19 protein-coding genes are annotated in these 21,071 nt (G+C 68.7%); 5 read left to right on the plus strand and 14 right to left on the minus strand.

The window, feature by feature from the left end:
• Window positions 1-51: 51 nt before the first annotated feature.
• Entirely contained in the window at window positions 52-1,263 is a 1,212-nt protein-coding gene (locus tag FHU31_RS25195; RefSeq protein ID WP_167163444.1) for a DNA polymerase III subunit delta', read from the minus strand.
• Window positions 1,264-1,343: 80 nt separating this feature from the next.
• Between FHU31_RS25195 and FHU31_RS25200 the strand changes: the two genes are divergently transcribed.
• On the plus strand, window positions 1,344-2,942 hold the full coding sequence (locus FHU31_RS25200) for an adenylate/guanylate cyclase domain-containing protein (RefSeq protein WP_167163445.1): 1,599 nt from the start codon (window positions 1,344-1,346) through the stop codon (window positions 2,940-2,942).
• A gap of 7 nt (window positions 2,943-2,949) precedes the next feature.
• Here FHU31_RS25200 and topA read toward each other — a convergent pair whose 3' ends face one another.
• The 3 genes from topA to FHU31_RS25215 all read right to left on the minus strand — a co-directional run bounded on the left by topA (window position 2,950) and on the right by FHU31_RS25215 (window position 6,789).
• Window positions 2,950-5,814 (minus strand): type I DNA topoisomerase, encoded by a 2,865-nt coding sequence (topA, locus tag FHU31_RS25205; RefSeq protein WP_167163446.1) that lies wholly within the window; start codon window positions 5,812-5,814, stop codon window positions 2,950-2,952.
• A 102-nt stretch (window positions 5,815-5,916) separates the two neighbouring features.
• Complete coding sequence (locus tag FHU31_RS25210; protein ID WP_167163447.1) at window positions 5,917-6,495, minus strand: hypothetical protein; 579 nt, start codon at window positions 6,493-6,495, stop codon at window positions 5,917-5,919.
• A gap of 90 nt (window positions 6,496-6,585) precedes the next feature.
• Window positions 6,586-6,789, minus strand: a complete 204-nt coding sequence (locus FHU31_RS25215; RefSeq protein WP_006243848.1) for a cold-shock protein — start codon at window positions 6,787-6,789, stop codon at window positions 6,586-6,588.
• A 295-nt stretch (window positions 6,790-7,084) separates the two neighbouring features.
• On the opposite strand from FHU31_RS25215, the gene FHU31_RS25220 reads away from it, so the two are divergent.
• Window positions 7,085-9,427: a DNA 3'-5' helicase SftH gene (locus tag FHU31_RS25220; protein ID WP_409371249.1), complete on the plus strand. Its 2,343-nt coding sequence runs from the start codon at window positions 7,085-7,087 to the stop codon at window positions 9,425-9,427.
• A 286-nt stretch (window positions 9,428-9,713) separates the two neighbouring features.
• On the plus strand, window positions 9,714-10,817 hold the full coding sequence (locus FHU31_RS25225; protein WP_167163448.1) for a PAS domain-containing protein: 1,104 nt from the start codon (window positions 9,714-9,716) through the stop codon (window positions 10,815-10,817).
• Here FHU31_RS25225 and FHU31_RS31685 read toward each other — a convergent pair whose 3' ends face one another.
• The 8 genes from FHU31_RS31685 to ssd form a co-directional block, all read right to left on the minus strand.
• Window positions 10,818-11,192: an Rv3654c family TadE-like protein gene (locus tag FHU31_RS31685; protein WP_263988116.1), complete on the minus strand. Its 375-nt coding sequence runs from the start codon at window positions 11,190-11,192 to the stop codon at window positions 10,818-10,820.
• The gene (locus tag FHU31_RS31690; RefSeq protein ID WP_234901678.1) at window positions 11,143-11,466 is read right to left on the minus strand and encodes a TadE family type IV pilus minor pilin; all 324 of its coding nucleotides are present in this window, start codon (window positions 11,464-11,466) and stop codon (window positions 11,143-11,145) included. The genes FHU31_RS31685 and FHU31_RS31690 overlap by 50 nt, the downstream gene beginning before the upstream one ends.
• Window positions 11,463-11,666 (minus strand): DUF4244 domain-containing protein, encoded by a 204-nt coding sequence (locus FHU31_RS25235; RefSeq protein WP_167163450.1) that lies wholly within the window; start codon window positions 11,664-11,666, stop codon window positions 11,463-11,465. The genes FHU31_RS31690 and FHU31_RS25235 overlap by 4 nt, the downstream gene beginning before the upstream one ends.
• 27 nt (window positions 11,667-11,693) lie before the next feature.
• Window positions 11,694-12,251 (minus strand): type II secretion system F family protein, encoded by a 558-nt coding sequence (locus tag FHU31_RS25240; RefSeq protein WP_167163451.1) that lies wholly within the window; start codon window positions 12,249-12,251, stop codon window positions 11,694-11,696.
• Window positions 12,248-13,027 (minus strand): type II secretion system F family protein, encoded by a 780-nt coding sequence (locus tag FHU31_RS25245; protein WP_167163452.1) that lies wholly within the window; start codon window positions 13,025-13,027, stop codon window positions 12,248-12,250. Before FHU31_RS25245 ends, FHU31_RS25240 begins: the two co-directional genes overlap by 4 nt.
• A complete protein-coding gene (locus FHU31_RS25250; RefSeq protein WP_167163453.1) occupies window positions 13,024-13,200 on the minus strand; it encodes a conjugal transfer protein TrbB in 177 nt (58 codons plus the stop codon). Before FHU31_RS25250 ends, FHU31_RS25245 begins: the two co-directional genes overlap by 4 nt.
• A gap of 448 nt (window positions 13,201-13,648) precedes the next feature.
• Entirely contained in the window at window positions 13,649-14,719 is a 1,071-nt protein-coding gene (locus tag FHU31_RS25255; protein WP_167163454.1) for a TadA family conjugal transfer-associated ATPase, read from the minus strand.
• Window positions 14,716-15,750, minus strand: a complete 1,035-nt coding sequence (gene ssd / locus FHU31_RS25260; RefSeq protein WP_167163649.1) for a septum site-determining protein Ssd — start codon at window positions 15,748-15,750, stop codon at window positions 14,716-14,718. Before ssd ends, FHU31_RS25255 begins: the two co-directional genes overlap by 4 nt.
• Window positions 15,751-16,194: 444 nt before the next feature.
• On the opposite strand from ssd, the gene FHU31_RS25265 reads away from it, so the two are divergent.
• Entirely contained in the window at window positions 16,195-17,073 is an 879-nt protein-coding gene (locus FHU31_RS25265) for an HAD-IB family hydrolase (RefSeq protein WP_167163455.1), read from the plus strand.
• A 415-nt stretch (window positions 17,074-17,488) separates the two neighbouring features.
• Here FHU31_RS25265 and FHU31_RS25270 read toward each other — a convergent pair whose 3' ends face one another.
• A complete protein-coding gene (locus FHU31_RS25270) occupies window positions 17,489-18,229 on the minus strand; it encodes a Fic family protein (protein ID WP_263988021.1) in 741 nt (246 codons plus the stop codon).
• A gap of 124 nt (window positions 18,230-18,353) precedes the next feature.
• Between FHU31_RS25270 and acs the strand changes: the two genes are divergently transcribed.
• Complete coding sequence (gene acs / locus FHU31_RS25275; protein WP_167163457.1) at window positions 18,354-20,315, plus strand: acetate--CoA ligase; 1,962 nt, start codon at window positions 18,354-18,356, stop codon at window positions 20,313-20,315.
• 16 nt (window positions 20,316-20,331) lie between these two features.
• On the opposite strand, the gene FHU31_RS25280 is transcribed toward acs, so the two are convergent.
• A complete protein-coding gene (locus tag FHU31_RS25280; RefSeq protein WP_167163458.1) occupies window positions 20,332-21,027 on the minus strand; it encodes a S1 family peptidase in 696 nt (231 codons plus the stop codon).
• Window positions 21,028-21,071 lie beyond the last annotated feature (44 nt).

Here is a 21,071-nt window from a genome sequence, read left to right on the forward strand (position 1 = left end):
CGCAGGTGAGTCTACGGTAGTTCCCGCCCGCCTCCCAAAAGGTGGCCCCACTCAGCTCTTGAGGGCCTGCCCCACCGTCGCGACCATGGCGTCGACGGCGAATTTCGGTTTCACATTCATCTCGAGCGCCTCCCGGCACCCCAGTACCGCTTCGATACAGCGCAGCAGTTTGTCCGGTGGCGCATGCGCCGCCAGGGCCGCGACCTTGTCGTGCATATCGGGATGGTTGGCCGTCACGCCGCCCGCACCCGCAGACACCACCAACGCGTCACGGAAATAGGTCGCCAGGTCCATCAGGGCCCGGTCCAGCGCATCCCGGGAGGCCCGGGTCTGCCGTGATTTCTGCCGCTTCTCCAGGTCTTTGATCGCCCCGGCCGCACCGCGGATCGCGCCGGCCGCACCCTTGCCGGTGCCGCCCGCGCCGAGCGCGGTGCGCAATTCCTCGGTCTCGGTCTCGTTCCGGCCGGCCGTCAACGCCTTGGCCTCCGCCTCGGCCGTCGTCACCAGCTCTTCGGCGGCGCCGTACGCCCTGGCCGGGGTGGCCGCGTCGCGGGCCAGTCCCAGCGCACGTTCGCGGCGCTGGCGGGCCTCCGGATCGGTCGCCAGCCGGCGCGCCCGGCCGACATGACCACCGCTGATCGAGGCGGCCCACGCGGCGACCTCGGCGGTCAGGCCGTCGTTGTCGACCAGCACCTGCGCGATGGCCTCCGAGCGTGGCGTCACCAGCGCGATGTGCCGGCAGCGCGACCGCAACGTGACCGCGATGTCCTCGGGATCCACCGACGGGGCACAGAGCAGGAACACCGTCGACGGCGGCGGTTCCTCCACCACCTTCAGCAGCGCGTTGGCGGCGCCCTCGGTGAGCCGGTCGGCGTCCTCGACCACCACGATCTGCCAGCGGCCGGTACCGGGGCGCCGCGAGGCGATCTGCACGATCTCGCGCATCTCCGAGACTCCGATGGACAGCCCCTCCGGGATGATGCGCCGCACATCGGAGTGGGTGCCCGCCATGGTCGTCGTGCAGGCGCGGCATTCACCGCAGCCGGGTTCACCCTCGGACTGGCACTGCAGGGCGGCGGCAAAACACACCGCGGCGATCGAGCGGCCGGACCCCGGCGGGCCGGTGATCAGCCAGGCATGGGTCATCCCACCCGCTGTCAGCCCGCTGTGAGAGGAATCACCGCGCGCGGCGCGCGCGGCGGCCACCAACTCCGCCGCCACGGCGTGTTGGCCCACCAATCGCTCGAATACACCGCTTCCCACCGCTCAAACAGTAGTGGGACGTCCGGACACGGGGCATCACAGCGGCGCACGAGGTCACACCCGACCGATACGGTAAACGGGTGAGCACGTTAACCAACCCGATCGGACGGATCAGCGCATTCGTCCGTTGGGTGGCGCGCACGCCGTGGCCGGTGTTCACGCTGGGCATGGTGCAGTCCGACATCATCGGCGCACTGTTCGTCCTGGGTTTCCTCCGGTTCGGGCTGCCCGCCGAGGACCGCATCCAGCTGCAGGACCTGCCGGCCGTCAATCTGGCGGTCTTCCTGGGCTACCTGTTCGTGGCCTTCACGGTGGGCGCCTACCTCAGTCTGCGGCTGCTGCTTCCGGTCATCCGTTGGCAGCGGCGCGACACCCTGCTCGCCGACGGGGATCCGACCATCACCGGGCTGGCCCGCGTCCGCGCGCTGAAGATGCCCTTCTACCGCACGTTGATCAGCGTCTCGAACTGGCTGCTCGGCTCGATCGTGTTCATCGTCGCCAGCTGGCCGGTGGCCAGCAAGTCCGCGCCCGTCGTCGCGGTGGCCACCGCACTGGGCGCCACCGCCACCGCCATCATCGGCTACCTGCAGTCCGAGCGGGTGCTGCGCCCCGTCGCGGTGGCCGCGCTGCGTGGCGGGGTGCCGGAGAACTTCCGGGCACCCGGGGTCATCCTGCGCCAGGTGCTCACCTGGGTGCTGTCCACCGGGGTGCCGCTGCTGGCCATCGTGCTGGCGCTGGTGGCCAGCAAGTTCGCCATCCTCACCGCACCCGCCGAACGCCTGAACACTCCCCTGCTGCTGCTGGCCATCGCCGCCCTGGTGATCGGGCTGGCCGGCACGGTGCTGGTGGCGATGTCCATCGCCGACCCGCTGCGGCAGCTGCGCTGGGCCCTCGGTGAGGTACAGCGCGGCAACTACAACGCACACATGCAGATCTATGACGCCAGTGAGCTGGGGTTGCTGCAGGCCGGATTCAACGACATGGTCCGCGACCTGGCCGAGCGACAACGCCTGCGTGACCTGTTCGGCCGCTACGTGGGCGAGGACGTCGCCCGTCGCGCCCTGGAGCGGGGCACCGAGCTCGGTGGCCAGGAACGCGATGTCGCGGTCCTGTTCGTCGACCTCGTCGGTTCGACGCAGCTGGCGTCGACGGTGCCCGCCTCCGAGGTGGTGAACCTGCTCAACGAGTTCTTCCGCGTCATCGTCGACACCGTGAACAGGCACGGCGGCTTCGTCAACAAGTTCCAGGGTGACGCCGCGCTGGCCATCTTCGGCGCCCCGATCGAACACCCTGACGCCTCCGGCGCCGCGCTGGCCGCGTCCCGCGAACTGCACGACGAGCTGGTGACGGTGCTGGGCCAGACCGAGTTCGGCATCGGGGTGTCGGCCGGGCGGGCCATCGCCGGACACATCGGCGCGCAGGCCCGTTTCGAGTACACCGTGATCGGCGACCCGGTCAACGAGGCCGCACGGCTGACCGAGCTCGCCAAGCTGGAGGCCGGCCATGTGCTCGCCTCCGCGATCGCGGTCAGCGGCGCACTCGACGCGGAGGCCCTGCGCTGGGATGTCGGCGAGATCGTCGAACTGCGTGGCCGCACCATGCCCACCCAACTGGCCCGGCCGCTGGTACGAGCCACCCCGAGCGGGCGCATCCAGATCGGCCACGACGCGGCCACCTGAGACCGGCTCAGGCCTTCTTGGCGGCCTTCTTCGCCGGTGCCTTCTTGGCCGGCGTCTTCTTGGCAGCAACCTTCTTCACCGGCGCCTTCTTCGCGGCCTTCTTCACCGGACCGCGGGCCCGGCGATCGGCGAGCAGCTCCGAGGCGCGGGCATCGGTGATGGTGAGCACGTCGTCGCCCTTACGCAGGCTGGCGTTGGTCTCACCGTCGGTGACATACGGGCCGAACCGGCCGTCCTTGATCACCATCGGCTTCTCGGACACCGGGTCGGTACCCAGTTCGCGCAGCGGCGGGGTGGCCGCACCCTGGCGGCCCCGTCGCTTGGGTTCGGCGTAGATCTTCAGCGCCTCGTCGAGGGTGACGGTGAACATCTGCTCTTCGGTGGCCAGCGACCGGGAATCGGTGCCGCGCTTGAGATATGGGCCGTAGCGGCCGTTCTGCGCGGTGATCTCTTCGCCTGAGGCCGGGTCCACGCCGACGACGCGGGGCAGCGAAAGCAGCCGCAGCGCGTCCTCGAGGGTGACGGTCTCCAGATCCATCGAGCGCAGCAGCGAGCCGGTGCGCGGCTTGGGCCCGGTCGGCTTCTTACCCTTCTTGGCCGTGACCCCGTCTTCGGGATCCTCCTTGCCCTTCCCCCCAGTCGCTGCGCTCCCGCCCTCCGGCGGCTCCGGGAGCACCTCCGTGACGTACGGGCCGAAACGCCCGTCCTTGGCCAGGATCTCGTGGCCCGTCTCCGGATCGACACCCAGCGAGCGACCCTCCTGCGGTGTGGCGAAAAGCTTTTCGGCGAGCTCGAGGGTGAGTTCGTCGGGAGTCAGCTCGTCCTTGAGATTCGCGCGCTGCGGCTTCAACTCGCCGTCGGGAGATTCCGGATCGACGATCATCCGCTCCAGATACGGACCGTTACGGCCGACCCGGACGTTGATGGCCCGCCCCTCGGCGTCGTCGAACAGCTTGATGGAGTTGACCACCCGCGCGTCGATGCCCTCGAGGTTGCCGCCCACCAGATGCTTCAGGCCGCCGGCGCGGGCGATCGACCCCTCCACGCCGTGCTCGCCACCGAAGTAGAAGTTGTTGAGCCAGTTGGTCCGTCGCTCGTTGCCGGAGGCGATCTCGTCGAGCTCGTCCTCCATCGCCGCGGTGAAGTCGTAGTCGACCAGCCGCCCGAAATGCTGTTCCAGCAACCCGATGACGGCGAACGCCACCCAGGACGGCACCAGGGCGCTGCCCTTCTTGTGCACGTAGCCGCGGTCCTGGATGGTCTTGATGATCGACGAGTAGGTCGACGGCCGGCCGATACCGAGGTCTTCGAGGGCCTTGATCAGCGAGGCCTCGGTGTAGCGGGCCGGCGGGCTGGTGGTGTGCCCGTCGGCGGTCAGACCTGCGGCGTCGACGCGCTGCCCCTGGGTCAGGTTGGGCAGCCGGCTCTCGGCGTCGTCGGCTTCGCCACCGGCCTGCTCATCGAGGCTCTCGACGTAGGCCTTCAGGAAGCCGGCGAAGGTGATGGTGCGGCCGCTGGCGTTGAACACCACCTGCTCGCCGGTACGAGCCTGACCCGAAATCCGCAACGACAGCGTGGTGCCACGGGCGTCGGCCATCTGGGAGGCGACGGTGCGCTGCCAGATCAGCTCGTAGAGCCGGAACTCGTCGGTGTCCAGCGCGCTGTGCAGCTGCCCGGGGGTCTGGAAGACGTCACCGGCGGGCCGGATGGCCTCGTGCGCCTCCTGCGCGTTCTTCACCTTGCGGGTGTACTGCCGCGGCGACGGGTGCACGTACTCCTCGCCGTAGAGCTGCCCGGCCTGAGTACGCGCGGCGTTGATCGCCGACTCCGACAGCGTCGTCGAGTCGGTACGCATATAGGTGATGTAGCCGTTCTCGTACAACCGCTGCGCGATGCTCATGGTGCGCTCCGAGGAGAAGCGCAGCTTTCGGCCGGCCTCCTGCTGCAGCGTCGAGGTCATGAACGGCGGATAGGGCTTACGGGTGTAGGGCTTCTGCTCCACCGAGGACACCGCGAGCTGCTCGCCGCGCAGACCGGCGGCCAGGGCGTTGGCAGCGGCCTCGTCCAGGACCATGACCTCGTCGGGTTTGCGCACCGCGCCGAGTGAATCGAAATCGCGACCGCTGGCCACTCTGCGGCCGTCGACGGTGTTGAGCTTCGCCGTGAACCTGGGCGGGGATGCCTGCGGGTCGGACACGCTGGCGTCCAGTTCGGCAGTGACATCCCAGTAGCCGGCGCTGCGGAACGCCATGCGTTCGCGTTCCCGCTGCACGATGATGCGCGTCGCCACCGACTGCACCCGGCCGGCCGACAGCTTGGGCGCGACCTTCTTCCACAGCACGGGTGAGACCTCGTAGCCGTAGAGGCGGTCCAGGATGCGGCGGGTCTCCTGCGCGTCGACCAGGTCGATGTCCAGGTCGCGAGGGTTCTCCGCCGCCGCGCGGATGGCGGGTTCGGTGATCTCGTGGAACACCATCCGCTTGACCGGGATACGCGGCTTCAGCGTCTCCAGCAGGTGCCAGGCGATGGCCTCACCCTCGCGGTCACCGTCGGTGGCGAGATAGAGCTCGTCGACACCCTTGAGCAGATCCTTCAGCTCGGCGACGGTGGCCTTCTTATCCGGGCTGACGATGTAGAGCGGCTCGAAGTTGTCGTCGACATTGACCCCGAGTCGGGCCCACGGCTCGGATTTGTACTTGGCCGGGACGTCGGCGGCGTTGCGCGGGAGATCGCGGATATGTCCGCGGGAGGATTCGACGACGTAGTTGGAGCCCAGGTAGCCGGCTATTTTGCGCGCCTTGGTCGGCGACTCGACTATCACGAGCCGCCGAATGTTACCGGCGCCTCCCCGGCTCCGGTCCTCCTCAGCCACCTGCTCTTACTCTCCACTTCTCCACGCCTCGGGGCGCGACAGCAACTGACAATTTCGCACCCCACGCCTACCAACGCAAACTGGCTCGCCCGCCACCTGTCCTTATATTCGTGGCCACTGTGCGAACGCGTCGATATCGCCGGGAGGTTCCCCCACCGTCTCTACCAGCCTTAACAGCCGTCGGCGACCACTTATTCGCAGCGCCGGACGCGACCCCCTGGTACCGATCAGAGTGGGCGCAATTCCCACCCTCATCAAGGCCCCCGCCAGCGCCGCGTGGGTGTCCGGCGCGTGCGGGTCCAGACCGAGCAGGTACCGATCGGCCTCCGGCAGCCCGTCGGCCAGCACCCAGGCCCGCAGCTCCCGGGGGCCCGGCAACCACTGCGCCGGCACCGTCTTGACCGCACCCCTGGTCCAGTCCCGGGCGATACCGGCGAGCCGGGTGTCCATGCCGGTGCGCACCAGCGGGTTGTTCTCGTCGGTGCGGGCGATCTCGGGGACCAAGCCGGCGTCGGTGATCATCTCGGCCAGCCCCTCGGCACGCCAAAGCCGGTCGACGACCACCGACAGCCGCGCCTCATCGCCGGAGATCACCACCTGGCCGGACGCCGCCAGAATCCCCGTGAGGTCGGCTACCTGAGGTGGTATCGACTCAGCCGAGAAGAACGACAGCTGACTCACACGTCCGACACTAACGGCGTCGTAAACGAAAACACCCCCGGCGTGGCCGGGGGTGCTCCGTCAGACTCAGTAGATCGAACAGCGCGTGGCTCAGACGGCGCGAACGCCGGTGGCCTGGGGGCCCTTGGGGCTCTGGCCGACCTCGAACTCAACCTTCTGGTTCTCCTCCAGGGTGCGGAAGCCCGACCCCTGGATCTCCGTGTAGTGGACGAAAACGTCAGCGGAGCCGTCCTCGGGGGCGATGAAGCCGAAGCCCTTCTCCGCGTTGAACCACTTCACAGTTCCCTGTGGCATTTTCCGTACATTCCTTCTCTTACCGGGTGCGGTTCACCGACTTCCGGTGTACCGGGCCCGTTCCGACCGCCAATCCTTCGTGGAGTCGTCGGAACTTGACCCGACTCACAACCCTCGCAGGAACCGCGATCGCAACGACGATCCTGCGAGTGCGAGTACACGAACACAGAAGCTGCGACCGCGATAAGTGAATCATGTTCGGGGCGTCTGCGACAGTGTCGGCACGATCCGGTAGTTAACAATTCACCTGGGGACACATCCCGGGAATCCTCCCGGAATTTGAGAAAGGAAGCAGGTGAGCGGTTCGGTGGCCGAATCGGGGTCGCAGTTCGGGCGCGAACTGCTGGCCCGTGCGATCGACGGCACGCCGGCCGGCGAACATCCGCTGCGGCACGTCACCGATCTGGCCGCCCGCCGTGCACAGCGCCGGCCGTGGCCACAGTGGGCTCCCGACGCCGTGGTGGCGGCCTACGCCGACCGCGGGATCACCGGCTTGTGGTCGCACCAACTGGCCGCCGCTGAGCTGGCACATCAGGGTCGCCACGTGGTGCTCTCAACCGGCACCGCATCGGGTAAGTCGCTGGCCTACCAACTGCCGATCCTCACCGCGATGTCCGCCGATCCACGGGCCAGGGCGCTGTATCTCTCCCCGACCAAAGCACTCGGTCACGATCAGTTGCGCAGCGCGCAAGCCCTCACCCTGGCGGTCGAGAACCTGCGTGATATCGCACCGAGCGCCTACGACGGCGATGCCAGCACCGAGGCCCGCCGGTTCGCCCGCGAGCGGTCGCGGTGGATCTTCTCCAACCCCGACATGATCCATCTGTCACTGCTGCGCAACCATGCCCGCTGGGCGGTGTTCCTGCGCAACCTCACCTACATCGTCGTCGACGAGTGCCATTACTACCGCGGCATCTTCGGGTCGAACGTGGCGATGGTGTTGCGCCGCCTGTTGCGGCTGTGCGAGCGGTACTCGGGCACACCCACCGTCATCTTCGCCAGCGCGACGACGGCGCTGCCCGGGGAGACCGCCGCCGAGCTGATCGGCCAGACCGTGGCCGCGGTGACCGAGGACGGATCGCCGCACGGTGAGCGCACCGTCGCGCTGTGGGAGCCGGCTCTGCTGGGCGATCTCGTCGGCGAGAACGGCGCACCGGTGCGGCGGTCGGCGGGTGCCGAAGCCGCCCGCGTGATGGCAGATCTGATGGCCGAGGGAGCGCGCACCCTCACCTTCGTGCGATCCCGGCGGGGTGCCGAACTCACCGCGCTCGGGGCGCGGGACCGGTTGGAGGAAGTGGCACCGCAGCTCGCCGGTCAGGTCGCGTCGTACCGGGCCGGTTATCTGGCCGAGGACCGCCGGGAACTGGAACACGCGCTCTCCGAAGGGGAGCTGCGCGGACTGGCGACCACCAACGCACTCGAACTCGGCGTCGACATCGCCGGGCTGGACGCCGTGGTGCTGGCCGGTTTCCCCGGTACCGTCGCCTCGTTCTGGCAGCAGGCCGGCCGTTCGGGCAGAAGGGGACAGAGCGCGCTGATCGTGCTCATCGCCAGGGACGACCCGCTGGACACCTACCTGGTGAACCACCCTGCGGCGCTGCTGGACAAGCCGATCGAACGGGTGGTGATCGATCCGGCCAATCCGTACGTGCTGGGCCCGCAGCTGTTGTGTGCGGCCACCGAACTGCCGCTGTCCGATGCCGAGGTGCGGGCCTGGAGCGCCGAGGCCGTCGCCGGCGAACTGGTCGACGACGGCCTGTTGCGGCGCAGGGCGGGCGGGTATTTCCCCACCCCCGGTGTCGACCCGCATCACGCCGTCGACATCCGGGGCGGGACGGGCGGTCAGATCGCGATCCTCGAGGACGGCACCGGGCGCATGCTGGGCACCACCGGCACCGGTCAGGCCCCGGCCGCGGTCCATCCCGGCGCCGTCTATCTGCATCAAGGTGAGAGCTATCTGGTCGATTCGCTCGATTTCGACGACGGGATCGCCTTCGTGCACGCCGAGGACCCCGGCTACACCACCTCGGCCCGGGAAGTCACCGATATCAGCGTGACCGGCCCCGGCGAGCGAAACACGTTCGGGCCCATCACACTTGGGCTGGTTCCGGTATCGGTGACCAATACGGTGACCGGGTATCTGCGTCGCCGGGTCGACGGCGAGGTCATCGACTTCGTCGAACTCGACATGCCGTCACGCACACTGGACACCGTCGCGGTGATGTGCACACTCACACCGGAGTTGTTGGCCGCCAACGGTATAGACATGCTGCAGGTGCCCGGCTCGTTGCACGCCGCGGAGCATGCGGCCATCGGGTTGTTGCCACTGGTCGCCAGCTGCGACCGCGGTGACATCGGCGGGGTGTCGACCGCATCCGGACCGGAGGACGGGTTGCCGACGATCTTCGTCTACGACGGATATCCGGGCGGCGCGGGGTTCGCCGACCGGGGGTTCCGCCAGTTCAGCACGTGGTGGGACGCCACCGCGGCAGCCATCGAGGCGTGCGAATGCCCGTCCGGATGTCCGTCGTGTGTGCAGTCGCCCAAGTGCGGCAACGGAAATGACCCGTTGGACAAGGCCGGCGCGATCACCGTGCTGCGCATGGTGCTCGGCATACTGGCTCGCCACGAGCGGTGACGACTCACCCCTCGAGAATCGTGATTTGCTCGCCTCGACGCACCGATGCCGGCATGCCGAGCACATGAACACTGCGACAAACGGTCGGACGACGCGATCCGTTTTCAACCCGGCGAAACCCGGTGCCGACGTAAAATACCCCGAGACCTGGGCACCCGCAACCCGGCCGGGGCGCAGCGACACCGCACTAACACCGGATCACCGGCGCGGACCAGCCTCATACGATGGATTTCGTTGCTACCGCAAATTACCGGCGGGCTGCCCACCGCCAGCTAAACTGCTCTCCATGGACCACGACTGGCTGCTCGTGGAGACGCTCGGAGACGAGCCCGCAGTGGTCGCCCAGGGGTCACGCACCAAGAACCTCGTGCCCATCACGACGTTTCTGCGACGGAATCCGCACCTGATGGCGATCCAGTCGGCGATCGGCGAAACCGTCCGCGGCGGACAGCCACTGACGAGCATCACCTCCAAACACGACCGCGTGATTCGCACCGACGTGGTGCGGATGTCCGACGGGGTGATCCATGGTGTGCAGCTGTGGATCGGACCGCCGGATATCGAGGCGCCGGAACGCCCGTTGATCGGGCCACTCAAATGGGATCTGGATTCCGGTGTGGCAACCGATACGCCCGAATCACTGACCATCAGTGGCCGCGACGCGTCCCGGGAGGCGACGCACGGTCGCGCGTTTGCCGAGGACCTGCCCGCGCACGCACTCAACGCGGACGAATCCAGTGTGCTGTCGATGGTGATCCGCGCCAAACCTGGCAATGTCATGTGCAGCACCTGGAATGTCACCGACTACCGGGGCGCGCCCATCGCCGTCGGCTTCGTGGCCCGGGCCCGTCGCGAACCTCAGGACGACGGCACCGAGCGGCTGATCTGCCGGTCGATGAACTGGCGCGCCGAGCGTGAAGAACCGGTGCCGCGACCCGACGATCTGGCCCAGCGCATCCTCGACGGGCTGGCGACGCCGGGCGTCCACCGAGCCCTGGTGGACCTCAACAGCTGGCGCCTGCTGAAGTGGCTGGATGAGCCCTGCCCGTTCTACGACTGGCGCGCCACCGAGGTGGACGCCCCCACCCTCGATCCCGCAGACGAACACCAGATCCTCTCGATGGCACAGGAATTCGCGGTCGGCCCGACCTCCCGCGTGCTGGGTCTGCGGTCCCACGACGGCGGCTACACCCCGATCCACGTGACGGCCACCCGCGTCGAAATCGACGAGAACACCATCGCCGCGCTGCTGGCGTTGCGGCTGCCGACCGATGAGGAACTCGCCGCCGCCCAGCAGGGTGCGATGGTGGCCGAGCCCGCCGAACCCAGCTCCCGGCCCTCCCTGAAAACGCTGTTGCGGCTGGGCAAATCGGCCGATCCGCACGGCTGATCACGCCGGGCCCGCCCGGGCCTGCGCGCGGGCTCGCCACTGCCGCACCCCGGTGACCGCGTCGACGGTGACCACCGCGTCCAGTCCGTCGATGACACAACCCGACAGTGCCGTCCCCATCGCGGAGGCCACCGACGTCGCCTGGGCACAGGCGGCGTGCCGGCCCGATGGCAGTGCGGTAGCCGCGGCGTGGGCGGCCAGATCGGCTGCCGCCTGCGCCCGGTGCCGGGCCATGACCGCCGTTCCGAGCACCGCCATACCCATGGTGACCGCGACCAGCACGCCCACCATGGCCGCGCCGATCAGCGTCGCCGAACCGCGGTCGTCACTGACCGGGTTCGACGGCCGCCACTGCTTCGGCGGCGACGGTGACACCGGGTAGCAGTGGCGATTTCGCACTGACCCGGGCGACGACGAACGCACCGTCTCGCCGCAGCGCCACCATCGCGCCCCTGGGGCCGACCCGTTCGACGGCCGCGGTCCCGTCGGCGCCGCGTGCGGCCAGTCGTGCCGCCTCCCGTGCCGCGTCGATGCAGCGCACCTGCATGCCCAGCGCGGTGAGGCCCGCCGCACAGAAGACCAGAACCGCCACCAGTGTGGCGACCGCGAACGCGGCCTCGACCGTGACCGCCCCGTCATCGGCGCTCAGACATTGGTGTTGAGCGCCCGGGTGATGATGTTCGACAGCGCGGTGACGATGGAATCGCCGGTCACCACCGAGTAGAGAATGGCCCCGAAGGCCGCGGCGGCGATCGTGCCGATCGCGTATTCGACGGTGGACATGCCGGACTCGTCGGTGGCGATCACCGTCATTCTCGCCTGAAATGACCGAATCATGTTCCTTACCATTGCTTCTCCCCTCGATGGATGTGATCTTCACAGCAGGCCCGACCCCAGCACATCGCCCGCCAGCCCGGCGACCACCGGCACCACGCCCAGACAGACGAACGCCGGAAGGAAGCACAGACCCAGCGGTCCGGCGATCAGCACCGAAGCCCGTCCTGCGGCGGCCTCTGCCGCGGCACCGGCTTCGCTGCGCACCTGATCGGCCAGTTCGGCGGCCCCCTGAGCCAGCGCCGCCCCCGATTCGGCGGAGCGCCTGGCCATCCGGGCCAACGACTCGCCATGTGGGTCGGAGGCGGACTCGGCCTGCGCCCAGGCGGCGGCCGGGTCCGCGCCCAGCGCGAGCAACCCTGCTGCGCGAGTGAGCCGTTCGGCGAGCTCCGCGGGAGCCAGGGCGGCTGCCGCCGCGGCCGCGGCCGGGGTGGCCATGCCCGCGCCCAGACAGGCGGACAGGATGTCGAAACACGATGCCGCGGCCAGCGGATCCGAGGCCGGACGTACCGGTGTCGGCTCCGCGGGCCGAATCCCGGACCGAACGGGTCCGGTGCCGACGAGCAGAGCGGCAGCCAGAAGCAAAGCGGACCAGGTCATTCCAGGGCTCCCGAGGCGATCCGGTCCGACCACCACAATCCCAGGCAGCACAGGGCCACACCGATGACCAGAAGCCAGCCACCGGTTCCGCCGGAGACCAGGAACTGCAGCGAGTCGGCACCGATGAGCTGGCCGAGCGCGATACCGAGCACCGGCAGCGCCGCCAGAATCGTGGCCGTGGCGCGCGCACCGGCCAGGCCGGCATCGAGTTTGGCCGAGAACCGTTCGCGCTCGATGATGTCGCGCTGGGCGGCCCGCATCAGCGTGGCGATGGCCAGGCCATGGGTCTGTGTGAGTTGCCAGCACGCCGCCAGGCGTTCCCAGTGTGCGGGTAGCGCAGATGTCCGGCCGGCCACCCGTAGTCCGGCGGCCACGTCGGCGCCGAGCTGCCCGCGGGCCGCCACACCGCGCAATGCCTGCGCCACCGGTCCGTCGACTTCCCCGGCGGCGACGCCGAAGGCCACCACGGGGTGCACGCCCACCCGCAACTCACCCACCAGGACGTCGAGGGCATCGCGCAACGCCGCCGCTTCCGACCGCATTCGCGTGCGGCGACGGGCCCGATGACGACGCGCGAGCACCGTCGCGCCGATCAGCCCGCCGGCCACCACGGTCCCCAGCGGTAGGACAAACGCAGCCACCGCGACGCCCGCCACCACAACTGCCCACGGCGGGAGGTGGCCGGCGATCCGGCGTCCTGCCACGCCCAGCCGTATCCGGGCGACCGGAGGCGTGACGAGCAGGGCGGCGGCCAGCAGCAGCGCGGCGATGATCATCGGCCGCTCCTGTCGGCGATGAACTGGTCCAAGACCTTTGCACCAGAACCGAATCCGTGGTCCGCATGCCATACCGTCGCCGCGCGCACACATCCGTCGGTGCCGCGCTCCAGCACCGCGATCTCGACGAGCCTGCGGCCGGCAGTCGCGTCTCGGCGCACGTGCAGCACCACCTGCGGTGCTTATCTGTAACGAACCGGACGGACGCGCCCATCGCCAACGGTCCCAACCAATTACACATGGGTAGGGCGTGTCCGGCTTCAGCTGATCAGCTTCGCATGTGCACGACGAAGGAACTCAAAGTTAGGAGAAGTGAAAATGGCGGATCAGTGCACAACGTGCGGTGAAGATATCCCAGAGGGCGAGGCGGAGTTTGACCTCAATGGCGGTCGGATTGGCCTCCCGCATCACGCGGTCTGCTTATCTATGCCCGAATCCCTGAAGGCCAAGCTGTCGCGCTGCCCTGCGTGCGGGCACATGGAGGGTTCGCACATGAACGTGACCGCGTTCGATGAGTCCACTGGAAAAATCCGAGCAGTACACGCCGAGTGCAGTTGCGGATGCCGGTACTACATGATGCCACGCGGAGTCGGCTGATGCGATCTCACGTCGGTTACACCGTTACAGATAACACTGTCTCCAAGGGACATTCAGTGGTGTCGACTCCACGTCGTACACAGTCGTACACACCTCCGGAGTCGTTACAGATAAGACCGCGGCCGCGAGCTGACTGTGCAGCGCCGCGCGACTCAGCCCGCCCGCGCCTGCCAGTGCTTCCAGCCGGGCCGGCACCTCCGCAGGGCTGTTGGCGTGCACCGTGCCCGCTCCCCCGTCGTGACCGGTGTTGAGCGCGGCCAGCAGATCGACGACCTCGTCGCCGCGCACCTCACCGACCACGATCCGGTCGGGACGCATCCGCAGGGCCTGTCGGACCAGGTCGCGCACCGTCACCACGCCCACACCTTCGACGTTGGCGCCCCGGGCCACCAGCTTGACCAGATGCGGGTGCCGGGGCGCGAGCTCCGCGGCGTCCTCGACACAGACGATCCGCTCCCCCGCGTCGACCGCGCCCAACAGCGCCGCCAACAGCGTGGTCTTCCCCGCACCCGTGCCGCCGGAGATCAGAAACGCCAGACGCGCCCGCAAGATCTGATCGAGCAACCGGGCGGCGGGTTCGGCGATGGCCCCGGTGTCGATCAGCGCATCGAGGTCCTGGTCGACCGGGCGCAGCACGCGCAGCGACAGACACGTCCCGCCGGCGGCGACCGGTGGGAGCACCGCGTGCAACCGCACCGGGTCGGACCCCAGACACGTCAGCTGGCCGTCCACCCACGGCTGGTTCTCATCGAGCCGGCGCCCCGCGGCGAGGGCCAGCCGTTGCGCGAGCCGCCGCACCGCCTCTTCGTCGGCGAAGCGTATTTCGGTGCGGTACAAACCGTTTCCGCCATCCACCCAGACCGCATCCGGGGCGGTGACGAGGACATCGGTGGTACCGGGCAGGCGCAGCAGCGGGTCCAGCAGGCCCGCGCCCGTCAGTTCGGTCTGCAGCACCCGCATGGTGGCAAGCACATCGGTGTCGCCGAGCAGACCGCCCGATTCCGCGCGGATGGCGGCGGCGACGACCGCCGGCCGCAACGGAATATCCTCGACGGCCAGCCTTTCGCGGACCCGCTCGATCAACGATGCCGTCATCCCGGCACCGCCACCCGCTGTTGCCGTAGGAGGGCGAGAATCCGGCCGGCCGCTGTCGCCAACGGCGATCGGGCCCGGACCCGCAGTCCACCGCGCTCCATCGAGCCGTCCAGGCCCGGCTGCGGGCGCATCGACACCAGCAGCGGCAGGCCCACCGTCCGCGCCACATCGTCGGCCCGCAATCCACCCGGAGCCGGGCCGCGAACCACCAGGCCGACATTGGGATTGATGGCACCCGCCCACCCGCCCGTCACGGCGGCCGCAGCCGTGGACCGCACGTCGGCGGGGGTGATCAGGACGACCAGGTCGGCGGCACGCATCGCGGTTTCGGTGGCCGGGCCGGGCTGCCGGGGCACGTCACACACCACGGTCACTCCGGCGCGGCGGCCCGCATCGATGACCGCCGCGAGCGGGCCGGGCCTGATCTCGGTGCCCATCCGGCCGCCCGACAGCACGGTGACCCCGCGGTGGGTCGGCAGCACGTCGCGCAGGGCGTCATAGCCGAGCCGGCCCTCACTCAGACGGAGATCGGGCCAGCGCAGCCCCGGCTCACCCTCGTTACCCAACGCGAGATCCAGGCCGCCGCCCCACGGGTCGGCGTCGATCAGCAGAGCCTCGGCCGCCGCCTGCGCGATGGCAACCGCCAGCAGTGAGGCACCGGCACCACCGGTTCCGCCCAGCACCGCCACTGCCGGACCACGCCGCGGACCCGCACCGCGGCCGTCCGGAGCGGCTGACAGCGTGGCCACCAGCTCCCCGTCCTGTCCTGGCAGGTGCAACACCCGTTCAGCACCCACAGCGACCGCGGATTCCCAGTCTTGGCTGGTCAAGGCAGGCGACAGCAGCAGCACCCGGTCACGGCGCGGCAGTCCGTGCGCCACGCAGCGCTGGGCGGCGACGCGGTCGAGGAGTACCACCGGCGCACCGGTCCACACCGCTCGACTGGACGGTTCACCGGCATGCACCACCCGGACACCGGCCGCGGCGGCCACCCGGTCGACGTCATCGCGCATCGGCCCGTCACCGAGCATCGCCAGCACCGAAGCCGTCCCGGAAGTGGTCACCCACCCACTGTGCGAACAGACGGCGACCACACGCCAGAGGGCGGTTGAACATCTGTGGATGAATCGGCAACTGTGGATGAATCCAGCCGGAACTCGACACTGAGAATGACATTCCGCAACGCCGGGAGGATGAGATTGCCCCTGCGGGCCGAAAGAAAAACCCCCAGAAAAGGGACGACCCCCGCCAGGGGGGGAGGAGGCGGAGGTCGTCGTGTATCAGCCCCGGGGGGTCGGGCTGATCCACACCCGACATAAGCCGGGTAATGCTCACTATACACACGAGCGTGTCCCGCGGCGCAAGTTGCGCTTGCCAGAGAATGCGTCCGGGAACGGAAAAACCAGCGGTTAGCGATACCGCGTGTGAGCTGCCACTTTCCCAGCTATGGGAGAAGCCTCCCCTGGCACGGGCCTATGCTGGGCGTCGTGACGGTATCCGACGGGACCCCTGACGCACCCGCCGCCGCAGATGGCCGCGCCGAATCCGGGCAACCTGTCCGCACGGCGGCATTCTTCGATCTCGACAAGACCGTGATAGCAAAGTCCAGCACGCTGGCGTTCAGCAAACCATTCTTCGATCAAGGACTACTGAATCGCCGCGCGGTCCTCAAGTCCACCTATGCGCAGTTCCTCTTCCTGATGTCGGGTGCCGACCACGAGCAGATGGATCGGATGCGCACGTACCTGACCGAAATGTGCGCCGGCTGGGATGTCGAGCAAGTGCGCTCGGTGGTGGGCGAGACCCTGCACGAGATCGTCGATCCGCTGGTATTCGACGAAGCCGCGAACCTGATCGCCGACCACAAATTGTGCGGACGTGACGTCGTCGTGGTCTCCGCCTCGGGCGAGGAGATCGTCGCGCCGATCGCGCGCGCCCTTGGCGCCACTCATGCCATGGCCACCCGGATGGTCGTCGAGGACGGCAAGTACACCGGCGAGGTCGGGTTCTACTGCTACGGCGAGGGCAAAGTCGACGCGATCCGGGAGCTCGCCGCGCGCGAGGGGTACGCACTCGAGCACTGCTACGCGTACTCCGATTCGGTCACCGACCTGCCGATGCTGGAAGCGGTCGGCCATCCCACGGTGGTCAATCCCGACCGCGCATTGCGCAAGGAGGCGACCTCGCGGGACTGGCCCGTCCTGACCTTCAGCCGGCCGGTATCCCTGCGGGACCGACTGCCCGCCCCGTCCGGGGCGGCCGTCGCGACGACGTTCGCGGTGAGCCTCAGCGCCTTGGCAGGCGGGGCGCTGACGTATTCGTTGTTGCGCCGGTTCGTATTTCAAGGCCGGTAGTACGACACCCGGTCGTAGTGACACCGAGCCGCGTAACGATCCGGAATCGGCATCAATTGACCCTTGATGTGATCGCGGTCACGGAGTACAAAGGAGTCACGGAAGAGCGGTAAGGCCAAGGCCACACCAGAAGAGAAGGTGTGATCTCCCGAACCGAACTTCCCAGCACGGATCCCGGCACCCACGCGGAGCACATACCGCGATAGAGGTAAAAGTGTTGCGGGCCTGCGGAATTGCGAAAGCGGCTGACATCGACGATCCCTTGGGTGGGATCGCAGACAGAGCGCAACGGAAGAACGCCGAGGCCACCCACGCAGCCACCAGAGCACGCTTGGTAACCGGAGTCCGTGCTAGCGGGCGGCGAGCCGAATCGGATGCAGGTCCGATACCGGAACGTCGCCCGCTTCGTATTTCCCTACTTCTTCGCCGCCTCGGCGATCGAAAGTGCTTCTCGCGCACCGGCATGCAGTGCCTGACTGCTCAGCACCAGCCAGGCGCCCAGCCCGTTCGGCGTTCCCGAGGCGAATCCGCGCGCGGCCGCGCGGTAATTGCCGGACTGTTTCATCCAGAACATCTCCGGCACACCCAGTCCGTGCGGATCCAGCCCGCTGGCCATGGTGATCAACCGCGACACCGCGCGCGCCACCACACCGTCGGCCACCCCGAACGGCGCCAGGGTCAGCAGCTCCCCGTGTGCCACCGCCGCCAGCACGAACGCCGGAACCTTGGTGCCGCCCGTCACCAGATCGGCGAGCAACTCCAGGCGCGGGCCCACCTCGGGGTCCGGCCGCGGGCGGCCGAGTTGGTCATCCCCGACCAGATCCGCGGCCGCCAGGGCGTGCAGCCGGGCCAGCGCCTGCAGCGGGGCCCGCTTCCACACCCCGATCAGCGCGCCGGCTCCACCCTCCAGGACTTCGGCCACCCGCAGCGCACCCGCGAGTACCGCGTCGGGGTCACCCGACTCATTCAGGCTCAGCGCGCCGCCGTCGAGCACCGACGAGGCCCGCGCCGCCCGCAGTGACGCCTCGGCCGCGGTCGCCGGCCAGCCCCGCAGGTTGGTTCGGTGCCGGTGCGCCCGGCCCAGCGCCTCCCGGGCCTCTTCGCCGGCAGCCGTCACCCCTTCGAGGTCGGCCAGTGGTGCAAGTGGGTCGGTCACAACGAGCACGCTAGCCGACCGTTGGGCGCCGATTCCCCGACCGTTCATCGCAGCGGCCCCGCCGCCCGCAGCACGCTGTGACGCTCCAACACTTGTGCAACGTTCGGTGACTACGCTCACACCCATGACCACACCGCCGCTGACGCATGCCGACGTTCCGTCCGTCTACCCGCCGCCCGCCGATTTCGTGGCGAATGCCAATGCCACGGGTCAGTTGTACGACGACGCCGCGGCCGACCGGTTGGGGTTCTGGGCCACCCAGGCCAACCGGTTGAGTTGGGCGACGCCGTTCACCGAGGTGCTGGACTGGTCGCAGGCGCCGTTCGCGAAGTGGTTCGTCGGCGGCAAGCTCAACGTCGCCTACAACTGTGTGGACCGCCACGTCGAGGCCGGCAATGGTGATCGGGTGGCGATCCACTGGGAGGGTGAGCCCGTCGGCGATGCCCGCGATATCACGTACGCCCAGCTCAAAGAGGACGTCTGCAAGGCGGCCAACGCGCTGACCGAGTTGGGGGTGGTGGCCGGGGACCGGGTCGCCATCTATATGCCGATGGTGCCCGAGGCGATCGTGGCGATGCTGGCGTGTGCGCGGTTGGGCGCGATGCACAGCGTGGTCTTCGCCGGGTTCTCGGCGACCGCCCTGGCGGCCCGGATCGAGGACGCCGCGGCCAAGCTGGTGATCACCACGGACGGGCAGTACCGCCGCGGCAAGGCGGCTTCGCTCAAGGACGCGGTCGACGAAGCCGTGGCGGATCAGCCGTCGGTGCAGCACGTGCTGGTGGTGCGCCGCACCGGGATAGACGTGAACTGGACCGACGGCCGCGACCGGTGGTGGCACGAGACCGTCGAGCCGGCGTCGGCCGAGCACACCTGCGAGGCGTTCGATTCCGAGCAGCCGCTGTTCCTGCTGTACACCTCCGGAACCACCGGCAAGCCCAAGGGCATCGTGCACACCTCGGGTGGTTACCTCACCCAGGCGGCCTACACCCACTACAACGTGTTCGACCTCAAACCCGAGACCGACGTGTACTGGTGCACCGCCGACATCGGCTGGGTCACCGGGCACACCTACATCACCTACGGCCCGCTGGCCAACGGCGCCACCCAGGTGGTCTACGAGGGCACGCCCACCTCGCCGACCGAGCACCGGCATTTCGAGATCATCGAAAAATACGGCGTCACCATCTATTACACGGCGCCGACGCTCATCCGCACCTTCATGAAGCTGGGCCACCAGATCCCCGCCGCCCACGATCTGTCCAGCCTGCGGCTGCTCGGCTCGGTGGGCGAGCCGATCAACCCCGAGGCCTGGCGCTGGTACCGCGAGTACATCGGCGCGGGCAAGGCCCCCATCGTGGACACCTGGTGGCAGACCGAGACCGGCGCGATCATGATCTCCCCGCTGCCCGGTGTGACGGCCACCAAACCCGGCTCGGCGATGACCCCGCTGCCCGGTATCTCGGCCAAGATCGTCGACGATGACGGCAACGAACTGGTGCCCGGCGCCGACGAAGCCGAGCACGTCACCGGGTACCTGGTGCTCGATCAACCGTGGCCGGCGATGCTGCGCGGGATCTGGGGTGACCCGGAGCGTTTCACGGACACCTACTGGTCCCGGTTCGCCGAACAGGGCTGGTATTTCGCCGGTGACGGCGCGCGCTACGACTCGGACGGCAACATCTGGGTGCTGGGCCGCATCGACGATGTGATGAACATTTCCGGACACCGGATCTCCACCGCCGAGGTCGAATCCGCCCTCGTCGGGCACTCCGGGGTAGCCGAGGCCGCCGTCGTCGGCGCCTCCGATGACACCACCGGCCAGGCGATCTGCGCGTTCGTCATCCTCAAGGCCAGCGCGCACGGCGGCACCGAGGGCATGGTCGAGGAACTGCGCACCCAGGTGGCCATCGAGATCTCACCGATCGCCAAACCGCGCGAGATCCACGTCGTGCCCGAGCTGCCCAAGACCCGCAGCGGCAAGATCATGCGGCGGCTGCTGCGCGACGTGGCCGAGGGCCGCGAGCTCGGCGACACCTCAACCCTGGTGGACCCCAGCGTGTTCGAGGCCATCCGCGCGAGCAAGTAACCGACGGGGAATCGGCTCAGGGGACGGGAACGAATCCCGTCCCCGGGCGGTTCTTGGCCGCGATGTCACCCAGCACGGCGTTCATCGACACGGTGACCGCCGGGGTGTGCAACGGCACGTATTTCACGATGCAGGTCGGCAGGTCCTCGGTGAAGGCACCGTGGATCATGCCGACCAGCCGGTTGTTGACGGTGACGGGTGCGCCGGAATCGCCGGGTTGTCCGCACACCTGGTTGAGGATGGTGCCCGGATCCTTGCCCGGCCCCCAGGTGACCCCGCAGGAGTAGCCGGTGGTACGCCCGAGCTTGCACGCGACGTCACCGAAACCCGGATCGGGACCGATACCGTCGATGCGGAATCCGTTGACAGTGTCGACGGGACGCACCTTCTGCGGGTCGAACTCGATCACCGCGTAATCCAGCCCGTCGTTGCCCGCGACCATGGTGCCCAGTACCCCGGCGTCGGGCACGGCTTCCGAGCCGACCTTCGCACCGGGCCCGCCGCAGTGTGCGGAGGTGAATCCGATGAGCCTGCCGGAGGCGTCGTTACCGATCGCGGTCAGCGTGCAGAAGGTGTCCCCCTCGATCACGATGCCGGACCCGCCGCCCAGATCGACCGGGCCGGCGGCGTGGGCCATCGGTGCGGTCACGATCGTCGCAAGGGCCGTCACAGCCGCCGCGACCGCCGCATGCCAGCGGTGTCTCACAAGCATCCTCAATTCGACATGGCCCCGACGACCGGCACCCATCCTATCGT

The organism is Mycolicibacterium fluoranthenivorans (assembly GCF_011758805.1).
GTDB classification, from domain to species: Bacteria; Actinomycetota; Actinomycetes; order Mycobacteriales; family Mycobacteriaceae; genus Mycobacterium; species Mycobacterium fluoranthenivorans.